The organism is Kitasatospora sp. NPDC001527, from assembly GCF_040298605.1.
Lineage (GTDB): Bacteria > Actinomycetota > Actinomycetes > Streptomycetales > Streptomycetaceae > Kitasatospora.
This window is the reverse complement of the sequence record NZ_JBEPAM010000011.1, coordinates 138,233-157,351: the sequence shown is the minus strand read 5'-3', so window position 1 is coordinate 157,351 and position 19,119 is coordinate 138,233. Positions and strand designations below refer to the sequence as shown.

The window sequence follows — 19,119 nt, the reverse complement described above, 5'->3', positions numbered from 1 at the left end:
GCCGGAGCGGGCCCTTCCACACGGTCCGGACGGATCAGTACACCGGCTTGTGCGGCTCGATCTGGTTGACCCAGCCGAGCACGCCGCCGCCCAGGTGGACGGCGTTGGCGAAGCCGGCCGACTTCACCACGGCCAGCACCTCCGCCGAGCGGACGCCCGACTTGCAGTGCAGCACGATCTTCTTGTCCTGCGGCAGCTGCTCCAGCGCGTTGCCCATCAGGAACTCGTTCTTCGGGATCAGCACGGCGCCGGGGATGCTGACGATCTCGTACTCGCCGGGCTCGCGGACGTCGATGAGGAAGATGTCCTCCTCCTCGTCCTGCCACTGCTTGAGCTGCTTGGAGGTGATCGTCGAACCGGCGGCGGCGGCCTGCGCCTCCTCCGACACGACGCCGCAGAAGGCCTCGTAGTCGATCAGCTCGGTGACGGTCGGGTTCTCGCCGCAGACCGCGCAGTTCGGGTCCTTGCGGACCTTCACCTGGCGGTAGTTCATCTCCAGGGCGTCGTAGATCATCAGCCGGCCGACCAGCGGGTCGCCGACCCCGGCCAGCAGCTTGATCGCCTCGGTGACCTGGATCGAGCCGATCGACGCGCACAGCACGCCCAGCACGCCGCCCTCGGCGCAGGACGGGACCATGCCCGGCGGCGGCGCCTCCGGGTAGAGGCAGCGGTAGCAGGGGCCGTGCTCGGCCCAGAACACGCTGGCCTGGCCGTCGAAGCGGTAGATCGAGCCCCACACGTACGGCTTGCCGAGCAGCACCGCGGCGTCGTTCACCAGGTAACGGGTGGCGAAGTTGTCGGTGCCGTCCACGATCAGGTCGTAGCCGGAGAAGATCTCCATGACGTTGGAGTTGTCGAGGCGCTCCTCGTGCAGGATCACGTCGACGTAGGGGTTGATCTCCTTGACCGAGTCACGCGCCGACTCGCCCTTCGAGCGGCCGATGTCCGACTGGCCGTGGATGATCTGGCGCTGCAGGTTCGACTCGTCCACCACGTCGAACTCGACGATGCCGAGCGTGCCCACACCGGCCGCCGCCAGGTACATCAGCGCGGGCGAGCCCAGGCCGCCGGCGCCGACGCACAGCACCTTGGCGTTCTTCAGCCGCTTCTGCCCGGCCATGCCCACGTCGGGGATGATCAGGTGGCGGGAGTACCTGCGGACCTCGTCAACGGTGAGCTCGTCGGCCGGCTCGACCAGGGGTGGCAGCGACACGGGGACTCCGATGGTCGTCAGTTCAGGTGGCCAGGGCCAACCTCTAGGGGCTTGTTGCTCCGCCACCGAGGTGGCTCTGCTACGCCAACAGTGTCATGCCGCTCCGGTATTCCGAGACAGCTCGTCCGATGGGCGAGACGGGCCGCGTCGGATGGTGGGACCGCGCGACGGGCCCCGGACCGGCCCCCGCAGGGGCGTCCGGGGCCCGTCGGGGGCCCGGGCCCGGGCCCTTCCGGCACCGCGCCGGAACCGCGCCGGGAAGGCGCCGGGGGTTCAGACCCGGCAGGCCGTCTCCAGCCAGACGTCGCCCAGCGACTCCTCCAGCGGCACCTGTGTCCGCCAGCCGAGACGGTCCCGGGCGGTGCGCACGTCCGCCTGCCGCCACGGCACCGGCTCGCCCACCGCCACCCGCCCCTCCCCCGGCCGGGGCTCCCCCGGACGGTGGCCCGGCAGGTGGTGCGCGGGCACGTGGCCCGGCACGTGCTCGACCGGCCCGCCGGCCTGCGCGGGCAGCACCACCTGCCGGTTCTCCTCCAGGACGGTCCCCTCGAAGCCGGACGCCCGGACCAGCAGCTGGGCCGCCTCGCGCGCCCGCACCGCGTGCCCGCTGCCGATGTTGATCACCCCCGTCGCGGCCGACACCGCCGCCGCCTGGATCGCCCGCGCGACGTCCCGCACGTCCACGAAATCCCGGTATCCGGACAGGTCCGGCATCCGCACCTGGGACTCGTCGCGCTCCAGCGCCCGCCGCAGGCCCTCCGCCAGCCGCCCGAACAGCGAGGCGGTCGGCGCCCCCGGGCCCACCACGTCGAACACCCGCAGCACCGCCGCGTCCAGCCCCGAGGCCAGGACCAGCTCCGTGCCGGCCAGCTTCGAGACCCCGTACGGGCCCACCGGGCGCGGCTCGGCGCTCTCCGAGACCGGGACCCCGCCCGGCACCGGCCCGTACTCGGCCGCCGAGCCGACGTGCACCAGCCGGGCGGGCTCCCGGCTGCGCCGGATCCCCTCGCAGACGGTCGCCACGGCGAGCGTGTTGGCCCGGATCAGCGTGCGCGAGCTGCCGTAGGTGGCGCCCGCGCAGTTGATCACCACCTGCGGCGCGACCGCGTCCAGGAACCGGGCCAGCGCCCCCGGACTGCCGGTGGTCAGGTCGAAGCGGATGTCGGCGGAGTCACGCCGGCCGAGCACCGTCACCTGCAACTCCGGATCCACGAGCAGGCGGTCGGTGACCCGACGGCCGATGAAGCCGTCGGCGCCCAGCAGCAGCACCCTCATCGGGGGCGTCCTTCCACGAAGCCAGACCGGGGACGGCCTGGCGGTCCGAGTGAACAACGGGAAATCGAGCGGATCGAATCGGTCGGCGCGCACCCGGGTGCGCCCGAAGGGTCACCGGTGCGCCTCGGGACGGCCCAGCACCGGCCACGCGTACGCCAGCAGCGCCAGCGCCACCGCGCCGCCCGCGAGCGGCCCGGCCGGCGGCCCCGCGAAGGGCCCGGCGAACGGTACGGGCGGCGCCGCCGTGCCCGCCGCCCCCGCCAGCGCGCCCAGCGCGGCCGCTCCCGCACGGCCGCAGCGCGCCAGCAGCGCGGACAGCACCAGCAACAGGCCGAGCACCCCCTGGGCCGCCCACTGCGCGGGCGCGGCGCGCTCGGCCGCCTGGTGCAGCAGACCACCGCCGTGGCCCGGACCGGGACGCGGCGCGAGGGCGGTCAGCACGGCGAGCGCCGCGAAGCTCAGCACCGCCAGCACCGCCAGGTGCAGCGCCAGCGCCACCGGGAGCACCGGCCGCATCCGGGAGCGGAACTCGGCCAGCGTCGCCGCCGCGCCCAGATGGCCCCGGCCGACCTGCCGGAACCACCGGGCCGCCCACTGCGCCGAGCCGGCCGACAGCGCCGCCGCCAGCACCAGCGCCGCCGTCACCCGCCGCTCCCCCGGCCGGCCGGCCGCCACCGCCAGCGGGGCCAGCAGCAGTGCGGCCACCCCCGCGCCGCCCGCCACCGCGACCCACCGGGGCCGCCGCACCCGCCGCCACCCGGCGGACCCCGACGCCCCCAGCGCGAGCGGAACGGCCGCCGCCAGCAGGACCGGCCGGCCCCCGCCGAGGGCGACCGCGGCCCCGCACGGCAGCCCGGCCGACGCCGCCGTGCGCACCGCCGCGCCGCACCGCCGCTGCCAGCTCTCGGCCGGCCCGGCCGGCTCCCCGGCGGGCGGGCGGCGCGGCACCCGGGCGTACAGCTCCTCGGCGAGCGAGAACAGGTCGGCGTGCCGGCAGCGGGCCGCGGCGGCCGGGCCCAGCCCGGCCTCCTCCAGCCCGGCGGCGATCTCCAGCGGGTCGACGGCCCGCTCGCAGAGCACCCGGTGCTCGGCCATCACCTCCCGGACCGGATCCCCCGGCAGCTCCCCGGCCCGGGCCGCCGCGCCCGCCCCGGCACCCCCGCCGCCCGCCATCAGACCGCCTCCGCGAACGCCCCGGGCCGCACGGCCGCCTCACCCGCCGGCGCGGCGGGGGCGGGAGTGGGGGCACCGTCCCCGGGGGCGGCGACCGCCGGGGAACGGTCGGTGAGCCAGTACTCGGCGGGCCGGGCGAACGGGCGCGGGCGCGGGTCCGCGGCGGCGGGGAAGGCCGGCCACTGCGAGACGAGTTCCAGGTAGATCTCCCGGAAGGCCCCGATCACCGGCTCGACGGCGAAGCGTTCCTGCGCCCTCAGCCGGCCGGCCAGTCCGAGCCGGGCCCGGCGCTCCTCGTCGCGCAGCAGGGCGAGGCAGGCGCCGGCCAGCGCCCGCGGGTCGCGGGGCGGGACGAGCAGCCCGGTCGGGCCGACCACCTCACGGACCACCCCGACGTCGGTGGCGACCACCGCGCGGCCGCTCAGCATCGCGTCGGCGAGCAGCCGGGGACGGCGCTGGGAGAGCGCCGAGAAGACCACGACGGTGCCCTCCGCCCAGGCGTCGGCCGCCGAGCGGGGCCGGCCGGCGAACTCCACCGCCCCGGCCACCCCGAGCCGTTCGGCGACGGCCCCGCAGTGCGCCCGGTAGCCGGGCACGGCCTCCTCGCCGTGGACCACCAGGCGCGCGGCGGGCAGTTCGGCGCGGACCCGGGCGAAGGCGTGCAGGGCGAGCTCGGGGTCGCGGCCCGGTTCCAGGGCACCGGCCCAGACCAGGGTGGGCACGGCGGGTTCGGGGCCGGCCGCGGGACGGTCGACCGCCGGGCTGCCCTCGTACACCACCCGGGTGCGCGCCGGGTCGGCCCCGCAGCGCAGCTGCCACCGCTGGTCGTGGGCGCTGCCCGGGGTGAGTATCGCGGCCTGCCGGTAGGTCTCCTCGGTGAGCGCCCGGAAGAAGGCGAGCAGCAGGGCCCGCACCGGCCACCGGTGGGGCGCCTCGCGGTGGCCGAGGTACTGCTCGCGCAGGTGCGGCCCGTGCTCGGTGACCACGAACGGGACGCCGTGCAGCCGCTTGGCGACCAGCGCGGGCAGCGCGGCCGGGCCGCCGCCGACGACGTGGCACAGGTCGGCGGCGCCCAGGCCCCCGGGGGCGGTGCCGTACCAGGGGGCGGACAGCGGGCGCAGGCACTGTTCGAGGAGGTCGGCGGCGACCAGGACGTCGCAGACCAGGGGCTGTCCGGCGGAGGTGTCGGCGCCGGGCGAGCGCCAGACCCGTTCCAGGACGCGCCGGGCGTGCGCGGAGACCAGGAAGGCGGGCAGGGCGCGGTCGGTGCGGGCGAGTCCGGCGAGCCGGTACAGGCCGGGGCCGAAGCCGTCACGGTCACCGGGGCGCAGCAGGGCGCGGACCAGTTGCTCGTAGGCGGCGGCGTACTGGCGGCGGCGCAGCGCCCCGGGCGCCCGGCCGGGCGGGCGGCGGCCCCGGAGGGCGAGTTCCCGGACGCCGGGGCGGGGGCCGCTGCCCTCGCCGGTCTCGCCGGTCTCGCCGGTCTCGCCGGTGAGGACGTACCACTCGAAGTCGTGCTCGCGCAGCCCGTCCACCAGCCGGTCGCACCAGCCGCCGGTGCCACACGGGGCGTGCGGACGCACACCCTCGGTGAGCAGTGCAACGCGCACGGGGGACCTCCAGAGCAGAGCGGATCGACGGACGGCCGGGCGGACTGGCGGGCTGAGCGGGCGGTACCGGCCGGGCCGGCCGGTCGGCGCCCGGCCGCCTCGCGGGCGACGCGTCCGGCGCGTGCTCCGCGGGAGCGGCCCGGACGGGGGAAGGCGGTCCGCCGGAGGCACCGCGGCCGGACCGGCGACCGCCGCCGGCTGCCGGCGTCCCCGCGCGGCCGCCCTCCGGGTTCTCCGGCGGCCGCGACTCCCCCACACCTGTTCGGTCCGACACCAGAAAGGTAGGTCCGGCCCGGGGCAATCCATCGGTCACATGCCTGGCTGCCACCTGAACGAGTGAACCGGGGTGACCTCGTCCCGATCTTGGCGTTAACTGCGGCCGATCACCGGGTGTCCGTCGTGCCCCGCCCTCGGCGGGGCCGGCGCTCAGGCCCGCCCGACCAGCTCGCGCACCGCGCGGGCGACGGCGTCGGGGTGCTCCATCATGGCGACGTGCCCGGAGTCCGGGAGCACCAGCAGCCGGGAGTCCGCGAAGGCCGCGCAGGCCCGGCGGGCGGAGCGGTACGAGACGAGCTTGTCGCGCAGCCCGTACACCAGCAGGACGGGGGCCTTCACCCGGGTGGCCTGCCGCCAGAGCGCCTGCTCGCCGCGCTCGGTGTAGGCGCAGACGATCCCGCGCGCCGAGCCGGCCAGCGCCGGCATCGCGTGCGGTACCTCGATGCGCCGCAGGTACTGGGCGACGGCCTCGGCGCGGGCGGCCTCGGAGAGACCGCCGGGGTCGCCGTAGACGAGCCGGAGCAGGTCGTCGGTGACCTGCTCGGGGCCGCGCCGGCCGGCCGGCAGCCGGCGCAGCAGCGCGGGCAGGCCGGGGACGGCGAGCAGTCCGGTGGACCAGGCGGTGCGCTGCGGGGGCAGTTCGGGCAGCGCGGGCGAGACGAGGGTGAGGCTGCGGACGAGGTCGGGGCGCAGGGCGGCGAGCCGCACCGCGACGGCGCCGCCGAGCGAGTTGCCGAAGAGGTGGACGGGGCCGCGGCCGCCGGCCTCCAGGTAGCCGATGACGGCGCGCACGTGCCCGGACAGGCCCAGGCTGCCGTCGGCGGGCGGGGCGGAGTCGCCGAAGCCGGGGAGGTCGACGGCCTCGCCGTCGAGCCGGCCGGTGAGCCGGGCCATCAGCTCCGTCCAGTTGGCGGCGGAGCCGCCGAGCCCGTGCACGAACAGCGCCGGCGCCCGCCCGCCGCCGGGGGCGAGGTCCCCGGCGGCCCGGTGCACGGCCAGGGTCGCGCCGGGCACCTCTACGGTGCGCAGCGGTGCCAGGGCGGCCGGTTCCGGGAGTATCTGCTGCTCAGCGCTGTTCATGGGGGACGATGGTAGTGAGCCGGTGCCCCTGCGGCCCACGGGCCGTCCGGTGCCCCGGGGTTCCCCATTCCCTCGTGCTCAGCACTGCCGACGGCCGTGGTGGGCGCCGTATTGTGGGCTCCTGACAAGGGGGATCGCCGTATTTCTCGCGCTTGGCAAGCGCGGGCGCGGTTACCCGAAAGTAGAATTCGGTCATCTTGCCGACCCCGTACGACCCGTGAAGTGAGGAGCGCCGTGACGGCCATCCAGGAGGCGCAGGAGCGCCCGCGCGGTGCCCGCCTGCCGCGAAGCGCCCGCCGCGAACAACTGCTCGGTGCCGCCCAGGAGGTGTTCGTCGCGCAGGGTTACCACGCGGCCGCCATGGACGACATCGCCGACCGTGCCGGGGTGAGCAAGCCGGTCCTGTACCAGCACTTCCCCGGGAAGCTGGAGCTCTACCTGGCGCTGCTGGACAAGCACTGCGACGCCCTGGTCGAGTCGACCCGGGAGGCGCTGGAGACGACCACCGACAACAAGCTGCGGGTGGCCGCGACGATGGAGGCGTACTTCAACTACGTCTCCAGCGAGTCGGGCGCGTTCCGGCTGGTCTTCGAGTCGGACCTGACCAACGAGCCGGCCGTGCGCGAGCGGGTCGAGCGGGCCGCCGAGGCCAGTGCGACGCTGGTCAGCAAGGTGATCCAGGAGGACACCGACCTGCCGGAGGCGGAGTCCAAGCTGCTCGCCGCGGGCGTCTGCGGCCTGGCCCAGATCACCGCCCGGTACTGGCTGTCGCAGGGCCTGGACATCCCGCGCGACGAGGCGGTGCGGCTGGTCGCCAGCCTGGCCTGGCGCGGGCTCAAGGGCTTCCCGATGCACCCCAACGGCGAGTCGCCGGAGGGCCCCTCCGCAGGCCGGTGATCCCCGGACCTTCGCCTCGGTGCCGATCCGGTGCTCTATGGTGAAGCCGTACGGCGCGGTCGCCGGGCCCGCTTGTCCCAGGCGGTGCGGTGCCGCGCGTGGATGGCTGCAACCCCGGAGGGACGGAAGCCGTGGAGGTCAAGATCGGCGTGCAGAACGCGCCGCGCGAGATCGTGATCGAGAGCTCGCAGACTGCCGATGAGGTCCAGGACGCGGTCGCGAAGGCGCTGGAGGGCACCGAGAAGCTGTTCTCCCTGAGCGACGAGCACGGCCGTCGCGTGATCGTCCCGGCCGACCGGCTGGCGTACGTGGAGATCGGCGAGTCGGCCGCGCGCAAGGTCGGCTTCGGCACGCTCTGAGCCACGGGCCTCGTTCGGTGCCCCGTTCCCTCGGCCGAGGGAACGGGGCACCGTCGTGTCCGGGGCCGGCGGCCGGGAGCGGCGGGGTCCGGGTGTACGGCCGGGGCGGCCGGGGTACGGCGAGGAGTGCGGCCGGCCGCGTGCCGGGAGCCCGTACCCCGGGGAGGCATCCTTGTTGGTCGAGACGTTCGCCTTCGCCCTCGTCGGCGTGGTCGTCGGCGCCGCCGCGCTGGTGTCCTGGCCCGCGTACTTCCCGGCCGGGCGGGCGCCGACCCTGGGCACGGCCGTGGGTGCGGCGCTGCTCGCCGGGGTGATCGCGCACTTCACCCTGGACGGCCGGTACCCGGCGGCGGCCATCGCGGTCTCGGCGGTCGCCTCGGCCCTGCTCACCTCACTGCTGGCCCGGCCCGACCTGGCCGCCGGGCGGGCGCCCGCGCACCGCCACCGTCCGCACCGGGCCAGGGCGCACCGGGCGGGCGCGCACCGGCGCCACCGGCACGCCTGAGCCGCCCGCGCCGTCCGGGCGCCCCGGACGCCCGGCGCGTCCCGGGCGCGCGGAGCGTCCCGGGGTCAGGAGGCCAGGCCGAGCGCCGCCATCCGGCGGGTGTGCGCCTCGGTGATCCGGTTGAACATCTTGCCGACCTCGACCAGGTCGAAGCCCTGCACCCGCACGCCGCCGACCAGCAGGTTGGACAGCGCGTCGCGCTCGGCGACCACCCGCTGCGCCTGGCTGAGCGCCTCGCCCATCAGCCGCCGGCCCCACAGCGCGAGCCGGCCGCCGGCCCGCGGGTCGGCTTCGATGGCCTGGCGGACCTTGTCGACGGCGAACTGCGCGTGCCCGGTGTCGGACATGACGCCGAGGACCAGCTCGCGGGTGTCGTCGTCCAGCCGGACGGCCACCTCGCGGTAGAAGTCGGTCGCGATGGCGTCGCCGACGTAGGCCTTGACCAGGCCCTCCAGCCAGTCCGAGGGCGCGGTCATCCGGTGGAAGAGCTCCAGCGGCTCGACGAACGGCCGCATCGCCTCCTGCGGGTCGGCGCCGACCTCGGCGAGCCGGTCGTGCAGCCGCTGGTAGTGCTGGAACTCGGCGCAGGCCATCCGGGCCAGCGCCGCCTTGTCGGCCAGGTCGGGGGCCAGCTTGGCGTCCTCGGCGAGCCGCTCGAAGGCGCTCAGCTCGCCGTACGCGAGGGCGCCGAGCAGGTCCAGTACGGCCGCCCGGTAGCCCGGGTCGGCCGCGCAGGTCGCCCAGTCGCCGATCGAGCCGGCCGCCACGTCGTCCTGCGTCTCACCACGGTTCTCCATGACCCGCCACCTTAGTGCCGGTCCGTCGCGGGACACCTCTTCCACCTCTCCGACCTGCGATGTCGTCCGCGTCACGTGTTCGAGTCGTCGGGTGACTGTATGGTGGTACGGAGGCCCGTCGTGCTCGCACGGTGTCACCGCCGTCTCGGTGTGCCGCGCAAGCCCGCTCCGCAGCGGCTCCGTCCACCGAAGGACGCGCCGTACGGAAGCACGGGGACTCAACGTACGCGGATGCCCGGTCGGAGAGCCGATCGGCTCCGACCAGGGCTTGGACTTCAAGCCTTGGCACCGCATCAGTGGCCGAGCGAGGGCCGCCGAGACCGCGCCAGCCGGCGCAGGTCCCGCGCAGGTCCCTCACGGGAATCCTCCCCGACGCCGCCGGCGACGCGCCCCTTGACCGGGCCGCGCGCACCGGCCGGCCGCAGGGACCGGCGCGGTTGTGCGTCCGCGCAGCTGTATTCGAGGCCGTCCAGGCCCGTACGCAGCCGCGCGGCTGCCCGCCCGCCGCTCGCTCTCGGCCCTCCACACGGAAGAGGCAGCACCCTGTCCACCACCGCTGAACCCACGAAGTCCACCTTCCGGGAACTGGGGATCCTCCCGGAGACCGCCGAGGCCCTCGAGTCCGTCGGCATCGTCCACCCCTTCCCGATCCAGGAGATGACCCTGCCGGTCGCGCTGACCGGCCACGACGTCATCGGCCAGGCCAAGACCGGCACCGGCAAGACCCTCGGCTTCGGCCTCCCGCTGATCGAGCGGGTCGTCGTGCGGGCCGACGTCGACGCCGGGCGCGCGCAGGAGGAGGAGCTCTCCGAGTTCCCGCAGGCGCTGATCGTCGTGCCGACCCGCGAGCTGTGCACCCAGGTCACCAACGACCTGCAGACCGCCGGCAAGGTCCGCGACGTGCGCGTGCTGGCCGTCTACGGCGGCCGTGCCTACGAGCCGCAGGTCGAGGCGCTGAAGAAGGGCGTCGACATCGTCGTCGGCACCCCCGGCCGTCTGCTCGACCTGGCCGGCCAGAAGAAGCTGAACCTCGCCAAGGTCCGCGCGCTGGTCCTGGACGAGGCCGACGAGATGCTCGACCTCGGCTTCCTGCCGGACGTCGAGAAGATCATCACCATGCTGCCGGCCAAGCGGCAGACCCTGCTGTTCTCGGCGACCATGCCGGGCCAGGTCATCAGCCTCGCCCGCCGGTACATGAGCCAGCCGACGCACATCCGCGCCACCGCGCCGGACGACACCGGCACCACCGTCGCCAACATCGAGCAGCACATCTTCCGTGCCCACTCGCTGGACAAGGTCGAGATGGTCTCGCGCATCCTGCAGGCCGACGGCCGCGGGCTGGCGATGATCTTCTGCCGGACCAAGCGGACCGCCGCCGACGTCGCCGACCAGCTGACCCAGCGCGGCTTCGCGGCCGGCGCCGTGCACGGCGACCTCGGCCAGGGCGCCCGCGAGCAGGCGCTGCGCGCGTTCCGCAACGGCAAGGTCGACGTGCTGGTCTGCACCGACGTCGCGGCCCGCGGCATCGACGTCGAGGGCGTCACGCACGTGATCAACTACCAGTGCCCCGAGGACGAGAAGACCTACCTGCACCGGATCGGCCGCACCGGCCGGGCCGGCGCCTCGGGCACCGCCGTCACCCTGGTCGACTGGGACGACATCCCGCGCTGGCAGCTGATCAACAAGGCGCTGGACCTGCCGTTCAACGAGCCGGAAGAGACCTACTCCACCTCGCCGCACCTGTACGAGCTGCTGAAGATCGCGCCGGGGACCAAGGGCATCCTGCCGCGCTCGGAGCGGACCCGCGCCGGGCTCGGCGCGGAGGAGGTCGAGGACCTCGGCGAGACCGGCGGGCGCGGCTCGCGCTCCGGCGCTCGCGGACGCGGCGCGCGGGGCGGCTCCGGCCGGCCCGCGGCCGCCGAGCCGGCCGCGGCCGAGGAGAAGCCGGCCCGCAAGCCCCGTGAGCGCCGGCGCACCCGCCGGGGCAGCGCGGTCGACGAGGCCGTGACGGTCGTCGACGGAGCGGCGGACGCGCCCGTCGCGCCGCAGGCTCCGGCCGCCACCGCCGTCGAGGGCGCCGAGGGCGAGGGTGCGGCGCCGCGCCGCCGCCGTCGCCGCGCGCGCGCGGCGGGCGAGGGCGAGGGCGTGGCCGTCGAGGCCGTGGCCACCGCCGTCGCGGAGGCCGCCGTCGTCGAGCCGGCTGCCGCCGAGGCCCCGGCCGCCGAGAAGCCGAAGCGCACCCGGACCCGCTCGCGGGCGAAGGCCGAGGCTCCCGCCGAGGCCGCGACCGCCGCTCCCGCCGAGGCCGCCGACGCCCCGGCCGAGGCCCCGGCCCCGCGCCGCCGCACCCGGACCCGCCGCCCGGCGGCCGCCCCCGAGGCGACCCCGGAGAGCTGACCCGCGTTCCCCGACAGGGGCGGCCCGGACTCCCGGGCCGCCCCTTCGGCGTTCCCGGACGGAACCGGCGCTCCCGACACGCCCTACGCTCGTGGTTACCCGCCAGTTCGCCCCGGTCGCCGGAGGTTCCATGAGCACGCCGCCGTTCCTCACCCTTCCGCCCTGCGCGCGTGCGCTGCGGGTGGTGACGGCGCGCGGGGAGTTCGCCGCGCTGCGGGCCGAGCCCGCCGGGCCCGTGCGCGGCTCGGCGCTGCTGGTGCCCGGGTTCACCGGCAGCAAGGAGGACTTCATCGCGCTGCTGGAGCCGCTCGCCGCGGCCGGCTACCGGGTGACCGCCGTCGACCAGCGCGGGCAGTACGAGACCGGCGGACCGGACGACCCGGCCGCCTACGCGGTGGCCGCGCTGGGCGCCGACGTACGGGCGCTCACCGCCGCGCTGCGGGCCGAGGGCTCCCCCGGGCCGCTGCACCTGCTGGGCCACTCCTTCGGCGGCCAGGTGGTCCGTGAGGCCGTCCTGGCGGAGGCGACCGCCGGCGCGGCCCTGCCGTGGGCGTCGCTGACGCTGATGTCCACCGGACCCGGGGCGATCGACCCCGCCGAGGCGGAGCGCACCCGGCTGCTGATCGGCGTCCTGCCCACGATGGGCCTGGAGGAGATCTGGCAGGTGATGCAGCAGATGGAGGAGGGCAGCGGCGACCGCGCCCGCCGCCCCTCCCCCGAGGTGGCCGGCTTCCTGCACCGGCGGTGGCTGGCGAACGTGCCGCAGGCGCTGATCACCACCGGCGGCCACCTGGTCGCCGCGCCGGACCGGGTGGACGAGCTGGCCGCCGTGGTCGCCGCCGGCCTGCCCGCCCTGGTGGTCTCCGGGGTGCGGGACTACGCGTGGCCGGTGCCGGAGCAGACCGCGATGGCACGGCGGCTGGGCGCCCGCCGGGTGGTGGTGGCGGACGCCGGACACTCCCCGAACGCCGATCGGCCGGCCGCCACCGCCGAGGCCCTGCTGGCCCTCTGGGGCTGATCCCGGCGCCCTCGGGGGCAGCGACCGGGGCCCTGCCTGGACGGTCCACGGAGGCCCCTGGTACAAGGGGGGCGACAAAATTCGTTAGTTGCGGTAATATTTGATTCGGTCCTGGAAACATCGTCGACAGTGCCGTCGGCGTTCCGCCGACGCGATCCATCCGAAACCAGGACTTCACGGACGGGCAACGACCCGGTAGCAGCGCCACCGCAGTGTGGTTCACGAGGGACCACGCGCCTCTGGCGAGCAGGGGGGAGCCCGCTTTGCCGCGACAGCGAACGGTCGACGACTCGACCCGACCGACCCCGACAGGGCTGATTCCGATTCAGCCACGACCGCCCCGCCCGGCGGGGCCAGGAAAGGACAGGCCCATGCGCTTCGAGATCCTCCGACTGGACGACGCCCACGGCACCGCCACCGACCGCCTCATCGCCGACGCCGAGACCGTCCGCGAGCTCGTCCAGGCCGCCGCCCGCACCGGCGAACGCCTGCTCATCCGTCCGTGCCCGACCGTCTGACCGGGCGCGGCCCCCGGGAGCCCGAGCACTCCCCCGCCGCCGACGAACCCGGCCCGTCCGATCCGGACGTCCCGATACCCGACTGACGCCCCGTCATCGCAGCAGCGACAACGGGGCGTCAGCGCGTCCGGGCGCGCACCCGGGCGCACGCCGCCGACGTTTGCCGTCGCCTCCCGCTGGACATTTCCCAACGGGAGCCGCCCGTACCGCGCCCACCCCGCGCCGCGCGGGCACCCGCCACCGACAGGTGCCGCCGAGCCGCCCTCCGTACGGGTGATCGTCCTTGACGCGGCGGTCCGGAGGGAGGAGCGTTGTCGGCTATGAGGGGCGAGCCAAGCTGCCCGAGGTGCGCCGGTCGGGTCCGCGCCCCCGGTCTGTTCTCAGACACGTGGCAGTGCGACCGGCACGGCGCCGTGCACCCGATGCAACCGGTGCTGCCCCCGAGCGTGGAGGCGCTCGGCGTCGCCGTCGCCCGCTCGCAGGTCCCCGTCTGGCTGCCCTGGCCGCTTCCGGTCGGCTGGCTGTACACCGGGATCGCGCACGTCGGTGACGACGTCTCCGGGGCCCGGGCCACCGCCGTCGCCTGCTCCGGGCCGGCCCCGCTGGGCGGTTTCGGTGAACTGGTGCTGATCGCCGAGGAACTGGGCGTGGGGCTCGGTGCCCGCTACGCGGGACTGCCCGGCCCGGACCCGGGCGACTCGGTGACCCTCTACAAGCCCGCCGACGCCAAGCTGATGGCGGCCGGCCGGCCGACGCCGATGTTCCACGTGCCGGACGCCCCGGCGGACCGCGCGGTGTTCGCCGGCGAGGCGCGCGGCCTGTGGCTCTGGGCGGTGGCCTGGCCGGAGCAGTCGGCCCTGGTGATGTACGACGAGCTGGTGCTCACCGACCTGCGGGAGGCCGGCGCGGAGCTGGACCTGCTGCCCTGCGGGGCCCTCTCGCCCCGGCTGCTCGGCTGAGCCGTCCCCCGCCGCGGTCCGCACTATCCTGGGCCTCACCCCGCCGGCAGGCCGTGCCGGCGCCAGCGCCGCCGGCGCCGACCCCAGGGAGCACCACCCGTGCGCATCGACCTCCACGCCCACAGCAACGCCTCCGACGGCACGGACAGCCCGGCCGAACTGGTCGCGGCGGCCGTCGGGGCCGGGCTGGACGTGGTGGCGCTGACCGACCACGACACCGTGGCGGGCCACACCGAGGCGGCCGACGCGGTGCACGCGCTGCCGGCCGGCACCCGGCTGACGCTCGTCCCCGGCGCGGAGCTGTCCTGCGTGGTGGACGGCATCTCGATGCACCTGCTCGCCTACCTCTTCGACCCGGCCGAGCCCGCCTTCGCCGCCGAGCGCGAACTGGTGCGCACCGACCGGTTCCGGCGCGGGCGGGCGATCGTCGAGCGCTGCCGCGAGCTGGGCGCGGACATCAGCTGGGAGCAGGTGCGACGGATCGCCGGGACGGGCTCGGTGGGCCGCCCGCACATCGCCAGCGCGCTGATGGAGGCGGGCGTGGTGGCCACCGTGTCGGACGCGTTCACGGCGGACTGGCTGGCCAACGGCGGGCGGGCGGACGTCCGCAAGCACGAGACCGACCCGGTGACGGCGGTCCGGCTGGTCCGGGAGGCCGGCGGGGTACCGGTGTTCGCCCACCCCGGGGCGGTCAAGCGCGGACGGACCGTCTCCGACCGGGTCATCGCCGACCTCGCGGCGGCCGGACTGGCCGCGCTGGAGGTCGACCACGTCGACCACGACGAGCCCACCCGGGAGCATCTGCGGGGCCTGGCCGCCGAGTTGGGACTGCTGACCACCGGCTCCAGCGACTACCACGGTGCCCGCAAGACCGTGCGGCTCGGCGAGCACACCACCGACCCGGCGGTCTACGAGGCGCTGGTGGACCAGGCGACCGGCGCCAAGCCGATCGGCGGCTGAACGAGCGCCCGGATACCGGCCGGTGACGCCTGGTCAGTCCAGCCGGACGCCCCGGCGCTCCGGGTCGCGCAGGTCGGTGCCGTGCTGGAGCCAGCGCTCCCGCAGCGCCGCCGCCCCGTGCACCCGCTTCCAGCCCGCCTCGTTGGGCGTCATCGGCAGCAGCGGCAGGAAGCGCACCGGGTCGGCCGGATCGTCCAGTTCCACGTCCTCCACCAGCCCGCCGGGCTCGGCCGCCAGGACGGAGGTGAACGGCGCGCCGTCCCAGAGCGGGGCGCCGAGGTCCAGCGAGCCGCCGGGAGCCACCACCAGGCCCTCCACCTGGGGCGCCGCGGCGAAGGTGGCCAGCGCGCGGAGCACGCCGTCGCGCCCGCCGCGGACCGTCAGGACCAGTTCGGCGCGCGGGCCGCGGACCTGGTCGACGACCGCCGCGGTGGGGTCGGCCATCGGCGCGGCGGACATCCCGAGGGTCGCGTAGCGGACCAGGCCCTCGGCGTCGGGGCCGAAGCGCAGCACCTCGACGCGGTCGGCGCCGAGGAAGGTGACGGCGGCGCGGCCGCTCGGCTCGCCGAAGACGGTGAGCAGCCGGGCCTCGACGGCGGTCAGCACCGCCGTGCGGGAGGGGCCGGGCGGGCTGCCGCCGGAGGGGTCGCCGAAGAGCGGGAAGTCGTGGGCCATGCCGGTGAGCGTAACCCGCGGGCCGCGGGCCGTTGGCACGGCCTTTACGTGAACGCGGGCGCGGCGAAGGCGGTTCGGATGTTAGTGTGAGCGACTGGCTACCGGCGGACCTCCTCCCCCGGGGCAGCGGCGCGAAGGAGGTGGTTGCGGTGGATACCAGCCGACCATGCAGTACCGGCAGCTCTACCCGGCCCGATCGCCTTCCCCGTACCCCTCGGCGCGCGGGCTGAAACAGCGGGCCTGAGAGACCTCGGCGGTTGCCGGGTCTCCCCCCAGCACCGCGGACCCAGCCTCCCCGTGCGGTCGCACGGCGGATCTCCGGTCCGGCCGGGAGAGCACCCCACCGACGTCCGGCCGTTCCGTTTCCGCGTGCCCCGGCAAGGCACCCGGGGACGGCCGCAGGCGCCGGAGTCCATCGGTGTTCCTCCGCCGTCGCACCGCGGCCGCCCGTCATCGCGCCGTCGTGCAGCGGTTCCTGCCCAAGGGAGCCTGCCATGTCGATGATCAACAGCCTGCGCGCAGCCGTCCGCACCAACCGCCGCCGTTCCGCGGCGCTGTTCGACACCATCCACCCGGGCGAGAGCCCGTCGGCGGTGGTGGACTGCGCGGTCTACCAGCACGGCAAGCGCCACGGCGAGACCTGCAGCCCGCGCGAGGCGGCCCGGCTGGTCAAGGCGTCGAAGCAACTGCCGGACGGTGAGGGATCGTTCAGCTGGATCGGGCTGCACGAGCCGACCGAGGCGGAGTTCGAGGGCATCGCCCAGCGGTTCGGGCTGCACCCGCTGGCGGTCGAGGACGCGGTGCACGCCCACCAGCGGCCGAAGGTCGAGCGGTACGACGACGTGCTGTTCGCCGTCTTCCGGACGATCCGGTACGTCGACCACGACCAGCTCACCCCGACCAGCGAGGTGGTGGAGACCGGCGAGCTGATGGTGTTCGCCGGGCGGGACTTCGTGATCACCGTGCGGCACGGCGGGCACAGTTCGCTGAAGGAGCTGCGGCACCGGCTGGAGGCCGACGCGGACGGCTCCGGGCTGCTCGCCAAGGGCCCGGCGGCGGTGCTGCACGCGATCGCCGACCACGTGGTGGACAACTACCTGCTGGTCGCGGACCAGTTGCAGACCGACGTGGACGAGATCGAGTTCGAGGTGTTCTCCAACCGCGGCGGCCGGGGCGCCGACGTCGGTCGGGTGTACCAGCTCAAGCGCGAGGTACTGGAGTTCAAGCGCGCGGTGGCGCCGCTGCTGCGGCCGATGCAGCAGCTGTCGGAGCCGCTGCAGCGGCTGGTCGACCCGGAGATCCAGAAGTACTTCCGGGACGTCGCCGACCACCTGGCCCGGGTCACCGAGCAGGTGCACGGCTTCGACGAGCTGCTGAACTCGCTGCTGCAGGCCAACCTGGCGCAGGTGTCGGTGGCGCAGAACGAGGACATGCGCAAGATCACCGCGTGGGCGGCGATCTTCGCCGTGCCCACCATGATCACCGGCGTGTACGGGATGAACTTCGACTACATGCCGGAGCTGCACCACAAGTACGGCTACCCGATGGTGCTCGGCAGCGTGGTGCTGATCTGCGTCGGCATGTACCGGGGCTTCCGCCGCAACGGCTGGCTGTAGGGCCGGCCCCCGGATCCGGCTACCGCCGGTCGGCGCGGGCGACCAGGACCAGGCCGGCCAGGATCAGCACCACCGCCGGGTAGGCGGCGGCCGGGGGCCACTGGCCGAGCCAGAGCGCGGCGATCAGCGCGGCGCCCGGCGTCTCCAGCAGGATCGCGGTCGAGGTGACCGAGGGGCCGAGGGTGCGCACCACCCGGTTGCTGAGCGAGTGGCCGAGCAGCTGGGCGGTGACCATCAGCAGCACGATCTGCCACCAGACCCCGGCGGACCAGCCGGACAGCGGCGTCCCGGCGGCCAGGCAGACCGCCAGCAGCACGACCGCCGTGGTGGCGTAGCAGACCAGCGTGTACGCGGTGGTGCTGACGGTGCGGCGGACCTCGGCGCCGAGCAGCATGTAGCCGGCCGCGGCGAGGCCCGCGCCGAGGGCGAGCGCGTCGCCGGCCAGGGCGCGCGGCGAGAGCGAGAGGTCGACGCCGGTGAGCACCAGGACGCCGACGAAGGCCACCCCCGTGCCGAGCCACACCATCCGGGGCGCCCGCACCCCGAGCAGCCGCATCAGCACGATGGTCCACAGCGGGGTGGTGGTGACCAGGGCGGTCGCCGAGGCCACCGAGGTCATCCGCAGGCTGGGCATCCAGAGCGCGAAGTGGACGGCGAGCAGGACGCCGGCCGCCACGGCGAGCAGCAGCGCGCGGCGGGAGACCGCGCGCAGCTCGGCGCGGTGGCGCAGCAGCGCGTAGGGGCCGAGCACGCCGACCGACATGAGGTTGCGCCAGAAGGCGATGGCCAGGGCGGGCGCGGCGGTGGCGCTGATCAGCGGCGCGGAGAGCGAGATGCCGGCGACGGAGACGGCGAGCAGCAGCAGGTCCGTCCTGGGGAGCGGGCGTACGGGACCGGCCGGGCCGCCGGTGCGCGCTCGGGCGGCGGATGCGGCGGATGCGGGGGCTGCGGAGGCTGCGGTCTCGGGCCGGGCGGCGGGCACGGCGCTCCTCGGGGCGGCGGGGCCGGGTGGCCGGGGCGGGCGGGGGCGGCTCCTACGGTAAGGCCCGTGCGCCGTCCACGGAACTGTCGCCCGAACCGTGGACACCGCCCGGACGGCGCAGGCCGTACGCTGTGCGCCATGGACCGTACGCCTGCCGCAGCCGCGACCGCCGACGACTTCCTCGACCGGGCCCTGCTGGAGGAGGCCGCGAAGAAGTCCGGCCTGCTCTGGGTCCGGGCGGACGGCCAGGAGCACGCGCGGGCGCTGTGGCACGCCTGGCACGACGGCGCGGTGGTGGTGGTCGGCGACGGCGCCGAGCAGCCGCTGCACGGACTGGCCGGCGGGGCGGGCGCGACGGTGACCGTCCGCAGCAAGGACAAGGGCGGCCGGCTGACCGGCTGGCCGGCCCGGGTGGTCGAGCTGACGCCGGGTGGCGAGGCCTGGCTGGGCGCCGTCGAGGAGCTCAAGGGCAAGCGGCTGAACGCGCCCGACACCGACACCATCACCGACCGCTGGGCCCGCGAGTGCCGGGTGCTGCGGCTGGAGCCGGCCGGCGCGGCGGGCGCCGAACTCGCCGAGCGGCCCGGCGCGATGCCGCAGGACTCGCACGTCGCGGTCCCGATGCCCACCCCGGCCACCACCCGCCGCCCGATCCCGGCGGGCCTGCCGAAGCTGCTGCTCAAGCGCCGCAAGGGCTGACCGGCCGCCACGCCCCTTCCCCCTCTCCCCCGGTGCCCGATTCGCCCGGCTTTCGCCGAGCCCGGGCGGTGATGCCCGAGTAGCCTTGGCCGCGGGGCGTGCCCGCGCGC

The 19,119-nt window shown here is 75.7% G+C and carries 18 protein-coding genes; 10 read left to right on the top strand and 8 right to left on the bottom strand.

The features are described 5' to 3' along the window. Positions 1-34 precede the first annotated feature (34 nt). The 5 genes from moeZ to ABT238_RS14800 all read right to left on the bottom strand — a co-directional run bounded on the left by moeZ (position 35) and on the right by ABT238_RS14800 (position 6,627). The gene (gene moeZ / locus ABT238_RS14820) at positions 35-1,213 is read right to left on the bottom strand and encodes an adenylyltransferase/sulfurtransferase MoeZ (protein WP_350563415.1); all 1,179 of its coding nucleotides are present in this window, start codon (positions 1,211-1,213) and stop codon (positions 35-37) included. Positions 1,214-1,486: 273 nt separating this feature from the next. Further along, positions 1,487-2,488 (bottom strand): NAD-dependent epimerase/dehydratase family protein, encoded by a 1,002-nt coding sequence (locus ABT238_RS14815; protein WP_350563413.1) that lies wholly within the window; start codon positions 2,486-2,488, stop codon positions 1,487-1,489. Positions 2,489-2,599: 111 nt separating this feature from the next. Further along, on the bottom strand, positions 2,600-3,661 hold the full coding sequence (locus ABT238_RS14810; protein WP_350757673.1) for a hypothetical protein: 1,062 nt from the start codon (positions 3,659-3,661) through the stop codon (positions 2,600-2,602). After that, complete coding sequence (locus ABT238_RS14805; RefSeq protein WP_350757670.1) at positions 3,661-5,271, bottom strand: DUF3492 domain-containing protein; 1,611 nt, start codon at positions 5,269-5,271, stop codon at positions 3,661-3,663. The genes ABT238_RS14810 and ABT238_RS14805 overlap by 1 nt, the downstream gene beginning before the upstream one ends. A gap of 426 nt (positions 5,272-5,697) precedes the next feature. Continuing rightward, a complete protein-coding gene (locus ABT238_RS14800) occupies positions 5,698-6,627 on the bottom strand; it encodes an alpha/beta fold hydrolase (RefSeq protein ID WP_350757667.1) in 930 nt (309 codons plus the stop codon). A gap of 234 nt (positions 6,628-6,861) precedes the next feature. Between ABT238_RS14800 and ABT238_RS14795 the strand changes: the two genes are divergently transcribed. From ABT238_RS14795 to ABT238_RS14785, 3 genes are all read left to right on the top strand, one after another. Continuing rightward, positions 6,862-7,524 (top strand): TetR/AcrR family transcriptional regulator, encoded by a 663-nt coding sequence (locus ABT238_RS14795; RefSeq protein WP_350563405.1) that lies wholly within the window; start codon positions 6,862-6,864, stop codon positions 7,522-7,524. Between the two features lie 131 nt (positions 7,525-7,655). Beyond that, positions 7,656-7,883, top strand: coding sequence for a DUF3107 domain-containing protein (locus ABT238_RS14790; protein WP_350563403.1), 228 nt, complete (start codon positions 7,656-7,658; stop codon positions 7,881-7,883). Between the two features lie 172 nt (positions 7,884-8,055). Then, the gene (locus ABT238_RS14785; protein ID WP_350757664.1) at positions 8,056-8,388 is read left to right on the top strand and encodes a hypothetical protein; all 333 of its coding nucleotides are present in this window, start codon (positions 8,056-8,058) and stop codon (positions 8,386-8,388) included. Between the two features lie 65 nt (positions 8,389-8,453). Here the strand turns inward: ABT238_RS14785 and ABT238_RS14780 are convergent, their stop codons facing one another. Beyond that, entirely contained in the window at positions 8,454-9,185 is a 732-nt protein-coding gene (locus ABT238_RS14780; RefSeq protein ID WP_350563399.1) for a ferritin-like fold-containing protein, read from the bottom strand. Positions 9,186-9,842: 657 nt separating this feature from the next. On the opposite strand from ABT238_RS14780, the gene ABT238_RS14775 reads away from it, so the two are divergent. The 5 genes from ABT238_RS14775 (at position 9,843) to ABT238_RS14755 (ending at position 15,037) form a co-directional block, all read left to right on the top strand. Continuing rightward, a complete protein-coding gene (locus tag ABT238_RS14775) occupies positions 9,843-11,582 on the top strand; it encodes a DEAD/DEAH box helicase (RefSeq protein WP_350757661.1) in 1,740 nt (579 codons plus the stop codon). A gap of 130 nt (positions 11,583-11,712) precedes the next feature. Continuing rightward, positions 11,713-12,600: an alpha/beta fold hydrolase gene (locus ABT238_RS14770; RefSeq protein ID WP_350757658.1), complete on the top strand. Its 888-nt coding sequence runs from the start codon at positions 11,713-11,715 to the stop codon at positions 12,598-12,600. A gap of 371 nt (positions 12,601-12,971) precedes the next feature. Further along, positions 12,972-13,118, top strand: a complete 147-nt coding sequence (locus ABT238_RS14765; protein ID WP_350563393.1) for a DUF8834 family protein — start codon at positions 12,972-12,974, stop codon at positions 13,116-13,118. Between the two features lie 320 nt (positions 13,119-13,438). Continuing rightward, positions 13,439-14,077, top strand: coding sequence for a DUF6758 family protein (locus ABT238_RS14760; RefSeq protein WP_350563391.1), 639 nt, complete (start codon positions 13,439-13,441; stop codon positions 14,075-14,077). A 99-nt stretch (positions 14,078-14,176) separates the two neighbouring features. Beyond that, the gene (locus ABT238_RS14755; RefSeq protein WP_350563389.1) at positions 14,177-15,037 is read left to right on the top strand and encodes a PHP domain-containing protein; all 861 of its coding nucleotides are present in this window, start codon (positions 14,177-14,179) and stop codon (positions 15,035-15,037) included. A 33-nt stretch (positions 15,038-15,070) separates the two neighbouring features. On the opposite strand, the gene ABT238_RS14750 is transcribed toward ABT238_RS14755, so the two are convergent. Beyond that, positions 15,071-15,712 (bottom strand): suppressor of fused domain protein, encoded by a 642-nt coding sequence (locus ABT238_RS14750; RefSeq protein WP_350757655.1) that lies wholly within the window; start codon positions 15,710-15,712, stop codon positions 15,071-15,073. Between the two features lie 494 nt (positions 15,713-16,206). On the opposite strand from ABT238_RS14750, the gene corA reads away from it, so the two are divergent. Then, positions 16,207-17,328, top strand: coding sequence for a magnesium/cobalt transporter CorA (gene corA, locus ABT238_RS14745; protein WP_350563384.1), 1,122 nt, complete (start codon positions 16,207-16,209; stop codon positions 17,326-17,328). Between the two features lie 19 nt (positions 17,329-17,347). Here corA and ABT238_RS14740 read toward each other — a convergent pair whose 3' ends face one another. After that, positions 17,348-18,310 (bottom strand): DMT family transporter, encoded by a 963-nt coding sequence (locus ABT238_RS14740; protein WP_502884205.1) that lies wholly within the window; start codon positions 18,308-18,310, stop codon positions 17,348-17,350. Positions 18,311-18,448: 138 nt separating this feature from the next. On the opposite strand from ABT238_RS14740, the gene ABT238_RS14735 reads away from it, so the two are divergent. Next, positions 18,449-19,009: a pyridoxamine 5'-phosphate oxidase family protein gene (locus ABT238_RS14735; RefSeq protein ID WP_350757652.1), complete on the top strand. Its 561-nt coding sequence runs from the start codon at positions 18,449-18,451 to the stop codon at positions 19,007-19,009. The last annotated feature ends 110 nt before the right edge of the window (positions 19,010-19,119 follow it).

Bases quoted from the DNA above. Each gene is read 5' to 3' on its own strand.
- ABT238_RS14770 (WP_350757658.1), top strand. From the start codon at position 11,713: ATGAGCACGCCGCCGTTCCTCACCCTTCCGCCCTGCGCGCGTGCGCTG.
- ABT238_RS14780 (WP_350563399.1), bottom strand. From the start codon at position 9,185: ATGGAGAACCGTGGTGAGACGCAGGACGACGTGGCGGCCGGCTCGATC.
- ABT238_RS14750 (WP_350757655.1), bottom strand. From the start codon at position 15,712: ATGGCCCACGACTTCCCGCTCTTCGGCGACCCCTCCGGCGGCAGCCCG.
- corA (WP_350563384.1), top strand. From the start codon at position 16,207: ATGTCGATGATCAACAGCCTGCGCGCAGCCGTCCGCACCAACCGCCGC.
- ABT238_RS14815 (WP_350563413.1), bottom strand. From the start codon at position 2,488: ATGAGGGTGCTGCTGCTGGGCGCCGACGGCTTCATCGGCCGTCGGGTC.
- ABT238_RS14765 (WP_350563393.1), top strand. From the start codon at position 12,972: ATGCGCTTCGAGATCCTCCGACTGGACGACGCCCACGGCACCGCCACC.
- ABT238_RS14775 (WP_350757661.1), top strand. From the start codon at position 9,843: ATGACCCTGCCGGTCGCGCTGACCGGCCACGACGTCATCGGCCAGGCC.
- ABT238_RS14760 (WP_350563391.1), top strand. From the start codon at position 13,439: ATGAGGGGCGAGCCAAGCTGCCCGAGGTGCGCCGGTCGGGTCCGCGCC.
- ABT238_RS14735 (WP_350757652.1), top strand. From the start codon at position 18,449: ATGGACCGTACGCCTGCCGCAGCCGCGACCGCCGACGACTTCCTCGAC.
- ABT238_RS14800 (WP_350757667.1), bottom strand. From the start codon at position 6,627: ATGAACAGCGCTGAGCAGCAGATACTCCCGGAACCGGCCGCCCTGGCA.
- ABT238_RS14810 (WP_350757673.1), bottom strand. From the start codon at position 3,661: ATGGCGGGCGGCGGGGGTGCCGGGGCGGGCGCGGCGGCCCGGGCCGGG.